Below are 16,526 nucleotides of genomic sequence, written 5' to 3'. Positions count from 1 at the left end.
TGGTCAACCTTTTTTTTAATTTTTTTTAAAGTAAATACAATGACTTAGAAGGACATAGCTCTAAAGGGGGGTTAGATCATGAAATCTTTTAGGCTTATGCCAAAATCATGAGGGTCTAATACTTGAGTAATCTTATCCTTTGAAGTGTCTTGGCTTAAATCTCGGACTACAACTTGGGTATAGGCGTTTGTTTTGAGGTTGTAGATCACCTTAATCACAGGCTTTAGGCTGTCGCTGTTTTCTTCTATGACCACGCCAGCGGTATCGTTACTAAGTTTCACAAATGATCCCACGGGATAAACGCCAATGGCTTTAATAAAGCTATGGACATATTGAGTGTCTAAGTGTGGTCCACACCATTCCATCATTCGTTTAAGTGCATTAGATGGGGTCATGCCTTTGTGATAAACCCTGTCAGCGGTAATAGCGTCGTAGATATCGGCCACGGATGCCATTCTTGCCTCAGGTGAGATCTCTTCTCCTGTTAATCCTAGAGGATAACCCCCTCCGTCCATTCTCTCATGATGCTGAGCCGCCACATTGATGGATACTTGTGAGAATCGTGCATTCCTCTGTAGTATTTTCTGGCTGAAAGCCGCGTGCTTTTTCATGATGTTGTATTCATCATCCGTTAGCTTATCGGGTTTATGCAGGACGGCATCCGGGATTAATATTTTTCCAATATCATGCAGTAGCGCGCCTGTTACGCATTGATGAAGATAGCCACGTTCTAGCTCTAGGTGTTTGCCTAGTATGGACATAAGCACCGCGACATTAACGCTGTGCTCCATCAAGTAATTGTCTTTTTGACGAATGCGGGACAGGCAAGCCAGCGCATTTTGATTGCGCACGACAGAATTCATAAAGTTGTCTGCCATGTCTTCGAAAGGTGATACATCAACCGCATGCCCTGATTTGGCAGACGTCATCGCACTGTTTACAAGGCTAAGTGCTTCAGTGTGAAGTTTTGCTGCTTTTTCGAGCTCTTTATCAATGCTTGTTGATTTGGTGTCGCGTTCGGTCTTTGCTTTGTTGGCTATATCGATGATTTGTGTATCAAGCTTTTTTTCACTGGCCTCTTTAGTGATGGCGTCTGAGCTGTCGTTGCCTTTTTCGGTGTCGATGTAGAGCTCTTTAATGCCTCGTTTGATGAGCATCTTTATGGTTTCTTGATCCGGAATACGGCCTTCACGCTCATGTTCATGCAAACTTAGGCCGTGCTGTGCGATATTAGCCACATACATGCCGGGTTTCAGTTTGTCTGTTGCAATTTTTTTTAGCATAGGAATATTTAGTTGGATTTTATATGAGTATAGAAGAGCTAGAACACATATCGAATTTAACAAAAGCTGTTAGTATTTAATTAAGTTATAAAAAAGGGGTGGGCATGTACAAAATAGCATTTCAAGGGCAGCTTGGTGCCTATAGTCATTTGGCTTGCACGCATGTGAATCCTGAGGCACAAGCGGTTCCTTATGATCGTTTTGTGCAGGCTATTGCGGCGGCTGAGTCGGGTGATGCCCGTTGGGCGATGATTCCACTAGAAAATTCGAGTGCGGGACGTGTAGAGGAAATTTATCGCCAGATACCTAAAACACACTTGAATATTGTGGCGGAACATTTTCAGCCAGTATCCCATTGTCTGATGGCGTTACCGGGTGCAAGTCCTAGCTGGGTTACGTCCCATCCTCAGGCCTTGGCACAATGCCATGATAAAATTATTAAACTTGGGCTTGAGTCCCGTGCTGAGTTTGATACCGCTGGGGCGGCAAAACTGTTGTCGCAAAGCGGTGATTTAACGGGCAGTGTGTTGGCATCTGAATTGGCTGCACAGCTCTATAATCTTGAAATTATTGAGCGTCAATTTGAAGATATTACGGGCAACACCACGCGATTCATTGTTTTGATGAAAAACCCTGAATTACCGGTATATCGACCTGACGTTGAATATATAACCTCTATTTTATTTACATTAAGAAATATCCCCGCCGCGCTTTATAAGGCATTAGGGGGCTTTGCGACTAACGGTTTGAACTTAATTAAAATTGAAAGTTATTTAAACAGTGCAACCTTAAAGAGTAGTCAGTTTCATATTGATGTAGCACAGCATGTTGAGTCTGAGGCCATGCAGCAAGCGATCGAAGAGTTGAAATTCTATGCGTCCGAATATCGTTTATTAGGTACCTTTGAAGCCCACCCATTTAGGATTAAGTAATCACGGGTACTTTGAAACGAATACACAACAATAGAGGTGAGCAGTGGATTGGACTACGTTATTAAACGCAAAGCGTTTTGGTGTGCTGGATGAGTCAGAGCTAAATGAATCACGGACACCTTTTCATAAAGATCACGATAGGGTTATTTTTTCTAGTAGTTTTAGGCGCTTAGAGCGTAAGACACAAGTTCACCCATTAAATGATAATGATCATATTCACAGTCGTTTGACCCATAGTTTAGAAGTGAGCTGTGTTGGGCGCAGTTTAGGCGCTCAGGTGGGTGAGATGTTGCAGTCGAGCCTGCCATCTCACATTAGTCCTGCCGACTTGGGGGCAATTGTTCAGGCCGCTTGTTTGGCACATGACATTGGTAATCCTCCTTTTGGTCACACAGGAGAAGACGCCATAAGGCATTGGTTTCGTGATAGCAAAAACGCGGCTTATTTATCCGGCCTCAGTGCAGAGCAAGTCAAAGACTTCCAAACCTTTGAGGGTAACGCACAAGGGTTAAGAATATTAACACAGCTAGAATATCATCGATTTGATGGTGGGATGCGTTTAACTTATGCGACTTTGGGCAGTTTTTTAAAGTACCCATGGCACAGTGGCTATCAAGACCCGCTCAAAGGTGAAAAATTTGGGGTTTACCAATCAGAACTGACGTTTCTAAATGAAATAGCCGAAGAGGTCGGTCTAATTAAGCTGGATGATGACCGTTATTGCCGCCACCCTCTTGTGTATTTGATGGAGGCCGCCGATGACATTTGTTACGCCATTATTGATTTAGAAGATGGCGTTGAAATGAATCTGCTGCAATACACCGAAGTAGAAGGGCTTTTATTAACATTAATTGGCGATGACGTGCCTGCTTCTTATTATAAAACCACGTCTGAGGACCCTGCCCGTAGACGTTTGGCTATTTTACGCGGTAAAGCCATTGAGATTATGGTGAATTCCGTTGCTCATGCGTTTGTGGCACAAGAGGGTGTGCTATTGAATGGCCAGCTCAGTGGCGATTTAATTTCGTTGGCCGATCCTAAGGTGGCGCAATGCATTGCTCACGCAAAGGGCTTGGCTAGAGATAAAATCTTCAAAGACCCGAAAAAAGCACTTATCGAAATAGGGGCTTACACCACGCTTGGTAGCTTGCTGGAAGCCTTTCTCACCGCGATTGATGAGGTGTTATCTGGAAGTGAGGTGAGTTATAAGTCGCAGCGTATTTTGGATCTCATTGGCAGGCATGCCCCACAGGTCGGTTGGGACAAGTACCGCGCGTATTTGCGGGTCGTGGATTATATAGCAGGTATGACAGATGGATACGCTGTGGAACTCGCACAAGCAATACGCGGTCTTAGATACTAATCTAGCGCAAAATATTTATAGGTGAGATTCTGCGCCAGATTGGTAGAATGGCCCTGTTTTTTGCATATACCTAATATAACAATGAGAGTTTCATGGATATCGATTTTCCCCTGATTTTAGTCTTGGCTACCTTTGTCACAGGCTTAGTGGCTTTAGCTGATAAAGTGTATTTTTCTAAAAAGCGTTTTGCGCTGGCTGATCAAGTTGAACAGCAAGGTGGTTCAGGCGAACAATTAGCATTGGTTAATAAAGAGCCTTGGGTAATTGAAAACAGTAAAGGGTTTTTCCCTGTTTTAGCCTTAGTGTTGGTGTTGAGGTCTTTTTTAATTGAGCCATTTCAAATCCCATCCGGTTCGATGGAGCCTACGTTAATCAAAGGCGATTTTATTTTGGTTAATAAGTTTTCTTATGGTTTTCGTTTGCCAGTAATTGGCACAAAAGTGATTGAAGTTGATGACCCTAAGCGCGGTGATGTGATGGTGTTTATACCACCTCATGACCCTAGGTACTTTATCAAGCGTGTTATTGGCTTACCTGGTGATCACATTCGTTACAGTAACAAGCAACTTTATATTAATGGCGAGCAAGTGCCTCGTGAGCTTATTGGCTCGCTTCCGCAGAATGCCCCGCGCATCAAAACGTATAAAGAGTTCGATTACCCCGTTCAGCAGTATGTAGGTATCCCAAGTCGAGGGGATGGCGATTGGATTGTGCCGCAAGGTCATTATTTTATGATGGGCGATAACCGTGATAATTCTGGTGATAGTCGATTCTGGGGCTTTGTGCCGGATGAAAACATCGTAGGTAAAGCATTTGCAGTCTGGATGCACTGGGAAGATTGGAGCAACATTCCTGGTTTTTCTCGTAATAAAATGATTCATTAAAATGTGACTACACTTATAAGACTCAAAGGAGGCTTAATAAGTGAAAGCAAAAAAGGTATGTAGGCGCTGTTTGATGGCTCGATGGGTCACATTTTATTGTCTTTGTATTGGTTCGCTGGTGGTATTTGCACTGAATCGAATAATACTGGTTTAATTCTGTCTAAATGGGCTAGTATTTTCAGTTTTGAACAGTAGAATAGCGCCAAACCTATGAAGCTGGCTTGGCGTTTTTATGTATTGGTACCGAAAATTTTTGGCATCTTGCTCTTCAGTTATAACACCCTCAATAAAGCGCAGCTCAGTCGAGCAAAAGAAAGTGGATCGTCAGGCGTGCTGTATGACGCTTTACGATTGTCAGCAACGTCCCTTCAGCAATCGACTTCAACGTCACCTTAAGCACTTAAATGTGCCTGTCACAGTTAAAAACCTTAACCGTTGTCATACCTACCAAAAAGAATTATTAGCAGGCGGTGGCCGAGCCCAAGTGCCTTGCTTACGTATTGAAAGTGACTCGGGTAGTCGCTGGCTTTATGAGTCTGAGGACATAATTCGTTATTTAAATCGCAAATTTGCACCAAAATCTGATTCTAAGAGATTAGAGCGAGCGCATTAATTAAGTATTAGGCATAATACTCTACTACTATTGAATCAAGGATCGGATAATTGGGAGTTGTAAATTAGAGCATGGGACGCTCAGTGAGCCATATCTTAAAAATAATAATGTTCTTGAGCATTATGCTGTCGCCCCTATTGGCTTTAGGGAGTACGGTAGGCTTAGTTGTGGATGCGCCAAGTGAACAAATTTCTGCTTTTAAACAGCAATTAGACGCTCAATTACCAACCGATAATATTCAAGTCATCAGTGTTTCGCAATTAAGCGCCCTTGATGAATCAAGTGTCGATAAGTGGCTTACCTTAGGGCCCAATGCACTCAATAAGCTGTTATCAGAATTTAAGGCGCTTAAAGGGCCTGTGCTTGCTCTATTTCTACCTGAATCCGCTCGTATCAAAATAAGTGAAGAATACTCACAACCCTTTACAACCCTTGAAAATGCCCCAGATATGCTCAAGCAACTGTCTCTCATTCATGCACTGGTGCCCCAAGCTAAACAGGTTGGCGTGTTCTATTCGAGTCAGTTTAAAGTAGATAAGGCAAAACTTGATCAAGCTGCGAAACGTATTGGCCTTAACTTGCACTGGGCTGAATTAAAAGATCCGTTAGACTGGGACCGCCATGCGTTAAAGATACTCGCTGACGTTGATCTAGTATTGGGCGTTAATGATGATGCTTTATATAACACGACGACGATCCGTAGCATTTTGATGCGACTGTATCGTTCAAGTAAAGCGTTGATTGGCCCTGATAAAGGGTATGTGCGAGCTGGAGCGGTTGCCAGTACGTATTCAGGTATTGAAGAAACGCTCTTAGCGGCATCCAGTTGGATTCGTGGTGATTTAGCCACAACATCCGTATTAAATAATCCATATTTTAATGTGAGCGTGAATGCACAAGTGGCGCGATCATTGAATATCATGGCAGATGATACTGACTCCTTAATTCAAAAAATTAAGGAGCGCACCGATGAAAGGTAAAGGCTGGAGCCTCTACACCCGAACATTGATTTTGGGTTTAGGACCTGCATTAATCTTGTCATTTGTTTTTAAGCGGTTACTTTATCAATGTGCGGATTCAAGACGTTAAACACGAGCTTGATAATAAAGGACAGCTAATCGCGGTACAGTTAGCATCCACGGCTGACTATTTTGTTTTAACCGGTAACCCTTCCATCATATCGCCTTTAACCCGTGTTTTGCTTGATGATAAAGATGTTGAGTTTATCGAAATAGAAGACATTGCTGGCGGATTGTTATTCAGCCAAAGCGATATGAAATTCAGCCAAAATCCAGCCCGAGCTGAAAAAGGTCTATTGCGCTGGTATCAGGCTGACATTATTCAATATGATGTTTTAGCAGACGATGACGATTGGTTCGCGAAGCAAAAACAAGAAAAAATATTGGGTCAGGTTCGAGTCGGGCTTTCTACTAGCTTTGTCGAGCATCGCCAAAATGAAATCATCTTAAATGCCTTTTTAATTGCTACTGTTGCCATGGGAATTTGTGGTTTAGTCGCATGGTTGAGTGGGGCGCGATTGGCAACGCCAATTTCAAGGTTGTCTGTGATCGTAGAGCGTATGGCACAAGGAGATTACAGTGCTCGTACCGCAGAGACAGCGACCGGTGAAGTGAAGCAACTACAAGAAGGCGTCAATACGCTTGCAAAAGAACTGCAAAAATCCGAAGAAGTTCAGCAGCACTATGTCGAAAGCTTGATTAAAGAACGTGAAGCGTCCGAGCAAGCAAATAAAGCAAAAAGTGAGTTTTTAGCGGTTATGACTCACGAACTGCGTACTCCCATGAATGGTGTTTTGGGGATGTTGCAGTTGATGCAGTCAACGTTGATGTCGAAAGAGCAAGAAGAGTATGTTGAGATTGCACTGTCATCGGGTGATCACTTATTAGGCTTGATTAATGATATTTTAGATTTTTCTAAAATAGAGCAAGGCAGTATAGAGTTAGATCAAAAGTTTTTTGATTTACACCACAGTCTACGCAGAATTGTCGATAGTTTTAAAACCGTGGTTTCGAGTAAAGAATTGAAATTTGAAGTGGATATTTCAGCGGTAGAAAACCTATACGTGAAGGCAGATGAAACTCGACTGCATCAAATTCTCGTCAACCTATTGGGTAATGCCGTTAAGTTTACTAAAAAGGGATATGTGGGTTTAAGTATTGGTGATGTTGAGCGGATTAATGATCAAATAAAATTCTGTATCATCGTCAGCGATTCCGGTAAGGGGATTAGCGAAGACAATATTGAACGGATATTTGATGCATTTCAGCAAGAAGATGCCTCAATTTCACGTCAATACGGTGGCACTGGTTTAGGGCTAGCAATATCAAAGCAATTAGTTGAAAAAATGAATGGTGCTTTGATTGTTCAAAGTGCAACGGAGCAAGGTTCAAGGTTTATTTGTCAGTTCACTTGGGAGCTTGCGAGTAAAAAAATGGATGTGCGTCCTATTGTTCCCGAAGAACTAGAGCTCGAAAGCTTCATGTCCCGGGTACTGTTAGTTGAAGATAACGTTGTAAATCAAAAAGTAGCTTTAAAGATGCTAAAGGATTTTGGCTTGTACTGCGACTTAGCAGAAGATGGCGTACAGGCGGTACATTTGGCGCGACAAAATCAGTACGACTTGATTTTAATGGACTTACAAATGCCTAATATGGATGGCTACCAAGCGACAAAAGCACTGCGTGAAGAAGAAGGGTTAAACAAAGTTACCCCAATTGTCGCGTTAACAGCTAATGCACTTTATGACGTTAAGAATCAGTGCTTACAAGCGGGCATGAATGACTTTTTAGCAAAGCCCTATAAGAAGGCTTTGCTGCACCAACTGCTTACCCGTTGGCTTAAAGTAAAAGTGTAGTGGTTTGTTCTGTCTTATTGCTTGATGGTGAGAACGTCACTTAACGGCGCTCTGTTGGTGCGGGCTGTATTTGCTTTGACGCTGGCGTCCTCATAACCAAAACTCATTCCAAATAAAATGCCTAGCTCGTCATCCATTTCAAAAAAGTCTCGTACAATATCTGGGTAATAAGCCGTGCTGGCTTGAGCGCAGCAACCAATGCCATGAGCCGTAAAAAGCAGCATGAGCGTTTGTGCGTACATACCTACATCAACCGCGATAGATGGGCTGAAATCTTTCTTCATGGCAATAAAGAGTACATGAGGCGCATCAAAGAATTCGTAATTGCGGGCGGTGGCTTTCATGCGTGCAATTTTATCATTACGCTCGATGTCCATTGCGCCGTATAGCGCTTGGGCACACTCAACTTGGCGTGTGCGCATGACCCCTTCAAATTTGGGTAACGCTGAAAAATCAGGGTTCATGTTTTGCCCGCGCATGAAAGCATTATGCATGTTTTGTTTTAATGACTGGCACGCATCCCCCGTGGCCAATAACACTTGCCAAGGCTGTACATTACAATTTGAAGGGCTAAGCTGCGCGGTTTGTAGAATCTGTTCAATGAGTTTCTGAGGGATAGAATCAGGTTTGTAGCCCCGGATAGATCGACGTTGGCGAATTATATTTTCTAACGAGGTAACAGTGTCAGCATTCATGGTGGCATCCGTATTGTTATTATCGTTACATGAGCATATCAATGATGCTTACTATTCACCAATGGCTCAAATTGACAGAATAAATGACTTTACTGAGCCACAGTTTCGTTATTAATAATGATGAGAGGGTAGCTGGGCATCCACGCGATGGGCTTAATATTAATTTTTATACTCTCTGGTTTTACCCCAAATTTAGGGAGCTCATGCTGAAATTGAATATCCATAGAATGCCCTTGTAACACACCGGCTCTTTTAATAGATGTAATTTCGACATTGGATACCAATACACTAATATTAAACGCCACCCAAGCTTGAGGCCAAGGCCCGTGCTGATTATCTTCTAAGTGGAAGGCACACTTCAAAATGGGACTAAACCCCGTTTCATCAATGTCCTTCGTTAATTTAGATAATGTAAGAGATAGCTGATGGATATCTTGATAAGCGAATTGCTGACGCTCTTTTTCGGGAATGTTAGCGAAAAACTCTGTCTCATCATTTTCGCTACAACCCAATAGGGCAGTAGTCAATATCAATAACAATCGCTTAAAGTTGGCCATATGTTTTCTGTAGACTTAACACTTTATTGACGTAGTCCCGAGTTTCGGAGCTCGGCATTTGCCTAACTAGTGTACGCAGCACATCATTCGCCGCCATTTCGTTGATACGATTAATAGAACCGCTAATACTAGATTGTCCGGTGAGTGTGCGCATGACACTGCTTGTTCCTGCATTATAGGCCGCTATCGCACAGTACAATCTTGATTTCGGATTCTCAATATCTTGTAAGTATCGATAATATAAAATGTGTAAGTAAGCGGCCCCTACTTGAACATTTTGTTTTGGGTTATATAAATAGCTAGGCGAAAGTACTCTGCTTTTACTAAAGAGCATATTGGTTGCATCTTTGCCTGCAGAGTGCGGCACAATTTGCATTAACCCAAATGCTGGAATTTGCGAGCGTGCTAATGGGTTAAATGAACTTTCCGCATGAATAACGGCAAATATTAACGACGGTGGTAAGTTATAGTTTTGAGCATAATCATAAATGAAAGACTTGTAGCGTTTTGCTTTCATACGAATACGTTTTTCAGGCAATGCAATAATATAGGTAGTGCGATCATTGAACGCAAACGCTAAGTTTAATGAAGCAACCGCTGGGTAGCGAATATAAGCAGACTTTGTTAATTTTTTCGCCATGCGCTCAATGGACTTGATAGACGGTCTTTCATCTTTAAATAATTCAGATAACAGTAAATCTTGGCCTAACCCTCCAAGGTCTTGTGCGTATCGAATGCCCGAAAGTAACTCCATTTTTTGATTAATTGGATCTTTATTAATCGCACTTTCTAGATTCATGCCAAGTAATTCAACGAGGGTTGTTTTTAAATTTTGTTGCATCTCACGATAGTTGAGTACTTTTCCCGTGTGAATACTTGGCATCGTGATTTGTATTTCATTTGCTTTAAAGTCAATGGCCCGCTTTTTTTGGTAGTCGTCGCTGTAAATAACCAAGCGTGTTTTGCTGCTGACTTCAGCGTCAGGCCAATAATGTCTTAGCTCAGACCGATACTCAGTCATTGCTGTTTTAAAATGAGAGCTAAGTTGTTGTGCAGATAGCTGAGTATCAGATGCCTGATTGTTGTTATTGCTTTGTGGTTGTTGATAACCTTTAGGAATAACTTGTACCGCAGAGCTATTTGCTGAGGGTATTAGGAACAAGCTAATCAACATGACGGGCAAATACTTTTTCATATTTTTAAAGGCTCAATTAGTTATCTTATAAAACTAGATAGAATGCTTTGTGGATGCAAAAAAAAAGGTGGCTTGTGCGTAAACGATATAACGATGATGCTCATCACTGTGAATTAGTTGGCGTTTTTTGAGTCAGTTTTAGTGGGTGTTATCAATACCGTATTGAATTAATAGCGCCTGATAATCACGACTTTTTAAATATATTTTAAGATAACGATTAAAGTCACTTATCACTTCTTGTGCCGCAGGGTGTTGCTTAATCATGCTGATGTGCAGTGGTTTAACCTCTAGACTGGTAGTGGTCACTTGCAAACTATTTTTGAGTGTTGGCGTTCGTTCTAAATAATACTGAGCAACGCTTCGATCAAGTAAAGCAAAATCTAAGTCTTTTGCAGCGACACTGCGAAAAAGCGTACGATATTGTTTGACATAGCGTCTATTGTGATATTTTTGAATCTGAGGGCTATAGGCGTAGTCATCAATTAACCCTAATGATAATGATTGTGAAAGCGCTTCCTCTAATGTGCTCAGTTTAAAAGAGGACGCCTGATGCTTGACTCCAATTAATTGGTTGTATAAATAGGGTTCACTGAATATTAAGTACTGCTCTCTTTGTGGGCTTTTCCACGCAGCAACGCTGATGTCATATTCACCTTGTTTCATTCCGCGCATTACTTTTTTCCATGAGGCGAACGCCATATCGACCTTATAGCCTGCACGGCTGAGAACGGCGCTGACGATTTCAACGCTGACGCCTTGCCCTGGGAGGCTACGTGCAATAAAGGGTGGCCATTGTGTACCTGCAATGGTTAATGTCTTAATAACCTCAGGGTATTGCTGACAAACTTGAGCCAAGGTTTTGTTTAACCCTTGGCTGTTAATTTTGACGGCATAATCATCTTTAAAGTTTTTTAGTAAGCTAATGCCTAGGTAGGCCGCATCATAAATTAGCCACTTATCGTTAACTAAGTGCACACGTAAAGTAAATTCTCGGGTTTCTTGCGGTTGTGCTAACGCCATAACGATTGCCGCCTTTGTTCGGTTCTCGTTAAAGTCTTTTTTTATCTCGTGCCAAGAGGTTGGCTGCCATTCAAGAAGGGTTTGGGCTTGAGTGGTTCTAAATTGGCGTTTAAAGCATTTAAGAAAGCGTTGTTTTTGCTGGATGCTGGCACGCTTCCAGTGACGACCTAAAATAAGCTGGCTCATATTTAATATATCAATATAAGGACTAATATGAGTCCCTATTAGGTTTTCATAATCACCTAGGTGGTGATTAGAAAGCAGCTCAATATCAGAGAACATGCTATCTAACGAATGGCTTATTTGAATATCTGGGTTACTTTGGGCGCTTAGTGAAAGCAGCAACAAAATGATCACGCCTAACTTGCCCATTTAACCCATATCCTAAAAGTATTTACTAGGTTAAAGATAGCAGAGCTGAAAGGCTTCGTAGGGGCAGAACCGTAAATGTTTGTAAAAAAAGCAGAGCTAGTGGGCTTGGCATGTATTGTCTTGTAGATATTGTGCGTCGAGCATTAACGCTGAAAAACCTTGCATTAATACGGCTCGGCTTTTTAAGCTTTCATGGTACATAGACATATTCGGATATTGGCTTTCTGGTGTTGCCACATAGTGTTTTAAGCGTGAAAGAGAGCGCTTAAACAATATCCTTTGCCTAGCGCTATTTAATGCTTGTTCTTGCTCTGACAATGAAGGGTAGTTTTTAACTAACGTTTGCAGTTCGATTTTATCTTTAAGTAGCAGCAATAAGTCATCACTGTGACCAGAATGGTCATTATCTGCATGTGCCACCAAGGCTATATTCAACCCTAGTAGCAGTAAAAACACTTTAATCATCTAAACAAATACCGATTTGACTCACACCTTGATCTTTACTTAATGGCAGTAGTTTTTTAACCATATCTGCGTGGCTTGTCTGGCTAGTAAGCAATTCATACAAGGCGTGTTCAAAATCATACTGCCTTAACCATAATTCGCTTTCTGCTTGAGTAATACCTTGCATATCAAGTACTTCTGATAAGCGTTCGTGGGTCATTGTTTGGATATTTTCAGCATCTAAGATGCTGCTATCCAGTACGGCTTGTAGGCAGCTTTGTAAATTAACCATGGCGTCCATTGCGGGATAAACACCAAAATGTTCATAGGCATCGGGGTCTGGAATTAAGTCGTTTAATGTATCGATTTGATTCTCCATGTTCTTTAGGCTGGTGAGCTGGCCACGTAGAAACTCCCAAACCTTATTCAGAATTTTACGGCTTTGTTTGAAGTCGTCTTCTTTATGTTCGATTTCACAAAAAAGTTGAAAATTAGGCATGCTGCGTTCACATAGTGAGGCGCAAAAGGCCAATTGTTGCCAATGATTTAAAGCGGGAAAATCCATAAAAACTCCATTTGTCTCGAGCTTAATTATAGCTACTTACGTGTTTTATCTATAGCGCTAGCTGAGCTCATAATGAAAATACTAAACATTAATTGGCATTTTTTGTCTATTTTGTGTGAATGATTCATAAGTCATTGTTTTTTTGCGCATTTGAAAAATCCGTCTAGGTTTATAAAAGGGATGCAGGTTTAGCAGTACTGTAAGAATCACAGTAATAGGAGAATCCCAGTGTGGGCTTAATAAAAGCTTACTGGGCTGTTAAATCATTAGAGCCAGCTCTAATGGACGAGAGGTAGAAATGGCTAATCATATTTTCATATTGGCAACCGTTATGCTGTTAGCGGGCATTTTTGGTGGCCTAGTTAATTACTATATGTACGGAGACCACGACCCGGACGCAACCAGCTTACCCCGTTGTTTGGTAGTGGGTATTGGCGCAGCCTTTTTGGTTCCCGTTATTCTAGACTTAGTAAATAGTGAACTGATATTGGAGACACAAGGTGATCCGTCTAGGTTATTAATCTTCACGGGTTTTTGTTTAATATCTTCAATTGCCAGCCGTTTTTTCATTACAAATATGTCAGATCGTATTTTAGATGCGGCGCGCCATGCTAAAGAGCAGTCAGACAGCGTGCATCATGATTTACGCATTATTAAAAATGAATTATTGCCACTTATTGATACAGAAACAGAGCAGGATCTTGAGCCGGATGAAGAACCTGCAATTATGGATTACAGCGAAGATTTAGACGTAACCAGTTCAAAAGCCTTAAAAATGCTGTCAACTGGCCGATATATATTTAGATCTCTTGCGGGTTTATGTCGTGAATCGAACAATGACGAATCCACAATGTTGCAAACATTAAGCGTATTAGTGTCTCGTAGCTTAGCAGGGAAAGTCAGCGGTAAAAATGGTGTGCGCTGGCACATTACTGAAAAGGGTCGTCGTGTACTGGAGAGCCAGATGTAGTTTGGCATCTCTTTTGACACCAAGGATAAGTACTTAGGATAAGCCGACAATGATTTACCAAATTAAACAGCCATTGATGATTGTCGGTTTTGTTTTAAATCTTATTGTGAGTACACCTGCGATAGCGGCTGATGAAAACATAACGCCAGGGCCTTCCGCTCAGACGGCACCAAAAACTACCCCTGATAATACGAAATCACCGACTCCAGCCGCCAATTTAAAATCGCCTCAAAAAATTGAAGGTTTAAACCTTCCGCAAAATGCTAAAAGTACAATTATCCCCACCAGTAAAGCCACAGATGTTCGCGTTATTATTGATATATCGGGCTCAATGAAGCAAAACGACCCAGATAACTTGCGGATACCCGCCCTTAATTTAATTGTTGAAATGATTCCAGAAGGGGCAAAAGCCGGCGTATGGACGTTTGGTCAGTGGGTGAACATGCTGATTCCCCCTGCCGTTGTGAATAAAAAATGGCGAGAAGACGCAAAAAAAAGCGCTCAAAAAATAAACTCTCATGGTTTAAGAACAAATATTGGCCAAGCAATGGAGCAGGCCACATGGCAGCTTGAACGCGATGGCGAATATGAGCAGCATGTTATTTTATTAACAGATGGCTTAGTTGATATCGCCGCTGATAATGACCCACAGCAACAAGCCAAAAACAGCGCAGAAAGACAGCGTATTGCCACAACGATTTTGAAACAGTATCAGGACTTAGGCATTAAAATACACAGTATTGGGTTATCGAGTAACGCCGATAAAGTATTACTCGATAAGTTAGCGCTAGAAACCAGTGGCAGCAGTGTTGTCGTTAATACCCCAGAAGAGCTTGTTAAAGCATTTTTAAAAGCATTTGAAAAAGCGGCGCCAGAAGTAGCAGAACAAGTGCCACTTGCGAACGATAATACGTTTGACATTGATGCCAGTGTTGAAGAATTTACCGCCCTCGTTTTTCGTAAAAAAGGCTCGAACCCCATGCAATTGACATCGCCGTCAGGGACGGTGGTCAGTCAAATTAAACCTATGGAGAATGCCCGTTGGTTTGGTGAGTCCGTTTATGATCTAGTGACCATTACGAAACCAGAGGCGGGGAAATGGAAAATAGAAGCCGAATTAGATCCTGATAATCGTGTCACGGTTGTGAGTGATTTGAAAATGGAAATTAAAAATTTACCCAACTCACTTTTTCCTGGGCAACAAGTGGATTTTGAAGTTTACCTGCACGAAAGTGGCAAAGTCATCAGTGATCCTGATTTCTTAAAACTCATGACATTTGAAATGACTATGACAGCTGAATCGGGTCGCAGTGGCACTAAAATGATCAGCGATCCTGCGAAAATCCCCACGGATGGTCGTTATAAAGAAAGTATCTCGCGATTATCAAAAGAAGGGCAATACGAGTTAAAAATTGAAGTAGACGGCAAAACTTTTAAGCGTATGCGTAAAGAATACATACAGGTACGCCAGCCAATTGGTTTTGAAATTCGTAAAATTGAGGTAGGCAAAACAGAAGCCTACGCAGTTCGAGTCATCCCGCAGGTGGCTGATGTGGAGGTCGCCAAAACGCGAGTCATTGCCAAATTAAAAGGGCCTGATCAATCCTCTATTATTCAAGCTATGCCTTGGATTGAAGAGGGGGTGTGGGAAGCCGTTATTGCTCCGGACAAAGGCCCTGGTGAATATGAAATCGCCATGAACATAAAAGGCAGCATGGGCAAAAACCAAGAATTTCGGGTGAAACCAGATCCTATTAAACTCATGTTTCCTATTCCCGCTGATTTTACACATGAGTATTTAGCAGAAAGCCAAAAACCAGAGGCACCACTACAAGAACCTGAAGCCGAAAAAGAGCCTCAGGATAAAGAGGCACAAAAAGAACCTGAAAGTGATGCGCAAGAAGATGTCGTAGAAGAAGCACCTACACCGGAAGAAGAACCGACTGAACCTGCGGTGCCTAACTTAGAAGAAAAAATGAAAGCTCAAGAGGAGGAACCTCCCAAAGAAGAGCCCGCTGCACCTGTTGAGGAGGTTGTGAGTGAAGATGTCACAGAAGAGGAGCCAGAAGAAATATTAGAGCCCATACCTTACTGGTTATACGCTGTGATACCCGTTTCTATTTTAGTACTGGGTGTGGGTGGCTTTTTGGTTTATCGCAAAATCATGAATAAGAAGGTCGCGACGACTCAAAATGACACAGCTAAAGAGAGCACGGATAAACCAGAGGTCAGTTTAAACGATGGTTTAGACGATGAAGATTTTGATGAAGACTTCGACCTAAGTGGTGATGGTGAAGATGAGATGGCCATTAATGTAAATGATGTGCCTGATGAAAATGAATCAATGCCAGAAATGGATGATCTTGGCGATATAGGTGACTTAGATATAGAAGAGCCAGAGCCAACGGCTCAAGCAGCCCCTGTTGAAGATGATATCCCTGATTTTGATGAAAATTTTGATATCGATAACAACCCTGAAATTGATCAAGACAAGCAAGAAACCGCCAGTGCAATTGATGAACTCGATAGCGTACTGGATAGTTTAAGCGATGAAGATGAAGAGAATATCCCGCAATTAGATGAGGCGATTGATGAAGAACCGGCAAGCGATGAATTTGACTTAGGCTCTCAAGCAAGTGAAGCTGACACAGCGGAAGATGAAGACGATAATTCTATTGATGCCGCATTGGCTAATTTAGAAAGCGAATTGGATGATATTGATGTTGACGCGCTGATCGACAACGATAAAAAAGAGTAA

15 protein-coding genes are annotated in these 16,526 nt (G+C 41.9%); 8 read left to right on the top strand and 7 right to left on the bottom strand.

Translation table 11 applies throughout. The features are described from left to right. Nucleotides 1-71 precede the first annotated feature (71 nt). Nucleotides 72-1,283 carry an HD-GYP domain-containing protein gene (locus ACU6U9_RS20815; RefSeq protein WP_446736880.1) on the bottom strand — a complete coding sequence of 404 codons (1,212 nt, stop codon included), beginning with the start codon at nucleotides 1,281-1,283 and terminating at the stop codon, nucleotides 72-74. Nucleotides 1,284-1,387: 104 nt separating this feature from the next. On the opposite strand from ACU6U9_RS20815, the gene ACU6U9_RS20810 reads away from it, so the two are divergent. The 6 genes from ACU6U9_RS20810 (at nucleotide 1,388) to ACU6U9_RS20785 (ending at nucleotide 7,950) form a co-directional block, all read left to right on the top strand. Further along, nucleotides 1,388-2,215, top strand: coding sequence for a prephenate dehydratase domain-containing protein (locus ACU6U9_RS20810; protein ID WP_446736879.1), 828 nt, complete (start codon nucleotides 1,388-1,390; stop codon nucleotides 2,213-2,215). Between the two features lie 43 nt (nucleotides 2,216-2,258). Then, nucleotides 2,259-3,578, top strand: a complete 1,320-nt coding sequence (locus tag ACU6U9_RS20805) for a deoxyguanosinetriphosphate triphosphohydrolase (RefSeq protein ID WP_446736878.1) — start codon at nucleotides 2,259-2,261, stop codon at nucleotides 3,576-3,578. A 92-nt stretch (nucleotides 3,579-3,670) separates the two neighbouring features. Beyond that, on the top strand, nucleotides 3,671-4,462 hold the full coding sequence (lepB, locus tag ACU6U9_RS20800) for a signal peptidase I (protein ID WP_446736877.1): 792 nt from the start codon (nucleotides 3,671-3,673) through the stop codon (nucleotides 4,460-4,462). Nucleotides 4,463-4,694: 232 nt separating this feature from the next. Continuing rightward, entirely contained in the window at nucleotides 4,695-5,075 is a 381-nt protein-coding gene (locus tag ACU6U9_RS20795) for a glutathione S-transferase N-terminal domain-containing protein (RefSeq protein WP_446736876.1), read from the top strand. Between the two features lie 83 nt (nucleotides 5,076-5,158). Then, nucleotides 5,159-6,055: an ABC transporter substrate binding protein gene (locus tag ACU6U9_RS20790; RefSeq protein ID WP_446736875.1), complete on the top strand. Its 897-nt coding sequence runs from the start codon at nucleotides 5,159-5,161 to the stop codon at nucleotides 6,053-6,055. 89 nt (nucleotides 6,056-6,144) lie between these two features. After that, the gene (locus tag ACU6U9_RS20785; RefSeq protein ID WP_446736874.1) at nucleotides 6,145-7,950 is read left to right on the top strand and encodes a response regulator; all 1,806 of its coding nucleotides are present in this window, start codon (nucleotides 6,145-6,147) and stop codon (nucleotides 7,948-7,950) included. A gap of 14 nt (nucleotides 7,951-7,964) precedes the next feature. Here the strand turns inward: ACU6U9_RS20785 and ACU6U9_RS20780 are convergent, their stop codons facing one another. The 6 genes from ACU6U9_RS20780 to ACU6U9_RS20755 form a co-directional block, all read right to left on the bottom strand. After that, entirely contained in the window at nucleotides 7,965-8,645 is a 681-nt protein-coding gene (locus tag ACU6U9_RS20780) for a nitroreductase family protein (RefSeq protein WP_446736873.1), read from the bottom strand. An 89-nt stretch (nucleotides 8,646-8,734) separates the two neighbouring features. After that, the gene (locus ACU6U9_RS20775) at nucleotides 8,735-9,202 is read right to left on the bottom strand and encodes a hypothetical protein (protein ID WP_446736872.1); all 468 of its coding nucleotides are present in this window, start codon (nucleotides 9,200-9,202) and stop codon (nucleotides 8,735-8,737) included. Continuing rightward, entirely contained in the window at nucleotides 9,189-10,397 is a 1,209-nt protein-coding gene (locus ACU6U9_RS20770) for a transglycosylase SLT domain-containing protein (RefSeq protein ID WP_446736871.1), read from the bottom strand. The genes ACU6U9_RS20775 and ACU6U9_RS20770 overlap by 14 nt, the downstream gene beginning before the upstream one ends. Before the next feature lie 138 nt (nucleotides 10,398-10,535). Further along, nucleotides 10,536-11,789: an ABC transporter substrate-binding protein gene (locus ACU6U9_RS20765; protein WP_446736870.1), complete on the bottom strand. Its 1,254-nt coding sequence runs from the start codon at nucleotides 11,787-11,789 to the stop codon at nucleotides 10,536-10,538. 96 nt (nucleotides 11,790-11,885) lie between these two features. After that, the gene (locus tag ACU6U9_RS20760) at nucleotides 11,886-12,254 is read right to left on the bottom strand and encodes a hypothetical protein (RefSeq protein WP_446736869.1); all 369 of its coding nucleotides are present in this window, start codon (nucleotides 12,252-12,254) and stop codon (nucleotides 11,886-11,888) included. After that, on the bottom strand, nucleotides 12,247-12,798 hold the full coding sequence (locus ACU6U9_RS20755; RefSeq protein ID WP_446736868.1) for a DUF416 family protein: 552 nt from the start codon (nucleotides 12,796-12,798) through the stop codon (nucleotides 12,247-12,249). Before ACU6U9_RS20755 ends, ACU6U9_RS20760 begins: the two co-directional genes overlap by 8 nt. 298 nt (nucleotides 12,799-13,096) lie before the next feature. Here ACU6U9_RS20755 and ACU6U9_RS20750 point away from each other — a divergent pair, with 298 nt between their 5' ends. Both ACU6U9_RS20750 and ACU6U9_RS20745 read left to right on the top strand, forming a co-directional pair. Then, nucleotides 13,097-13,768 carry a YEATS-associated helix-containing protein gene (locus tag ACU6U9_RS20750; RefSeq protein ID WP_446736867.1) on the top strand — a complete coding sequence of 224 codons (672 nt, stop codon included), beginning with the start codon at nucleotides 13,097-13,099 and terminating at the stop codon, nucleotides 13,766-13,768. A 49-nt stretch (nucleotides 13,769-13,817) separates the two neighbouring features. Continuing rightward, nucleotides 13,818-16,526 (top strand): VWA domain-containing protein, encoded by a 2,709-nt coding sequence (locus ACU6U9_RS20745; protein ID WP_446736866.1) that lies wholly within the window; start codon nucleotides 13,818-13,820, stop codon nucleotides 16,524-16,526.

The sequence above is a fragment of the Pseudomonas sp. HK3 genome (assembly GCF_052920985.1).
The sequence above is the reverse complement of the archived record's forward strand: the minus strand, read 5'-3'. Positions and strand labels throughout refer to the sequence as shown.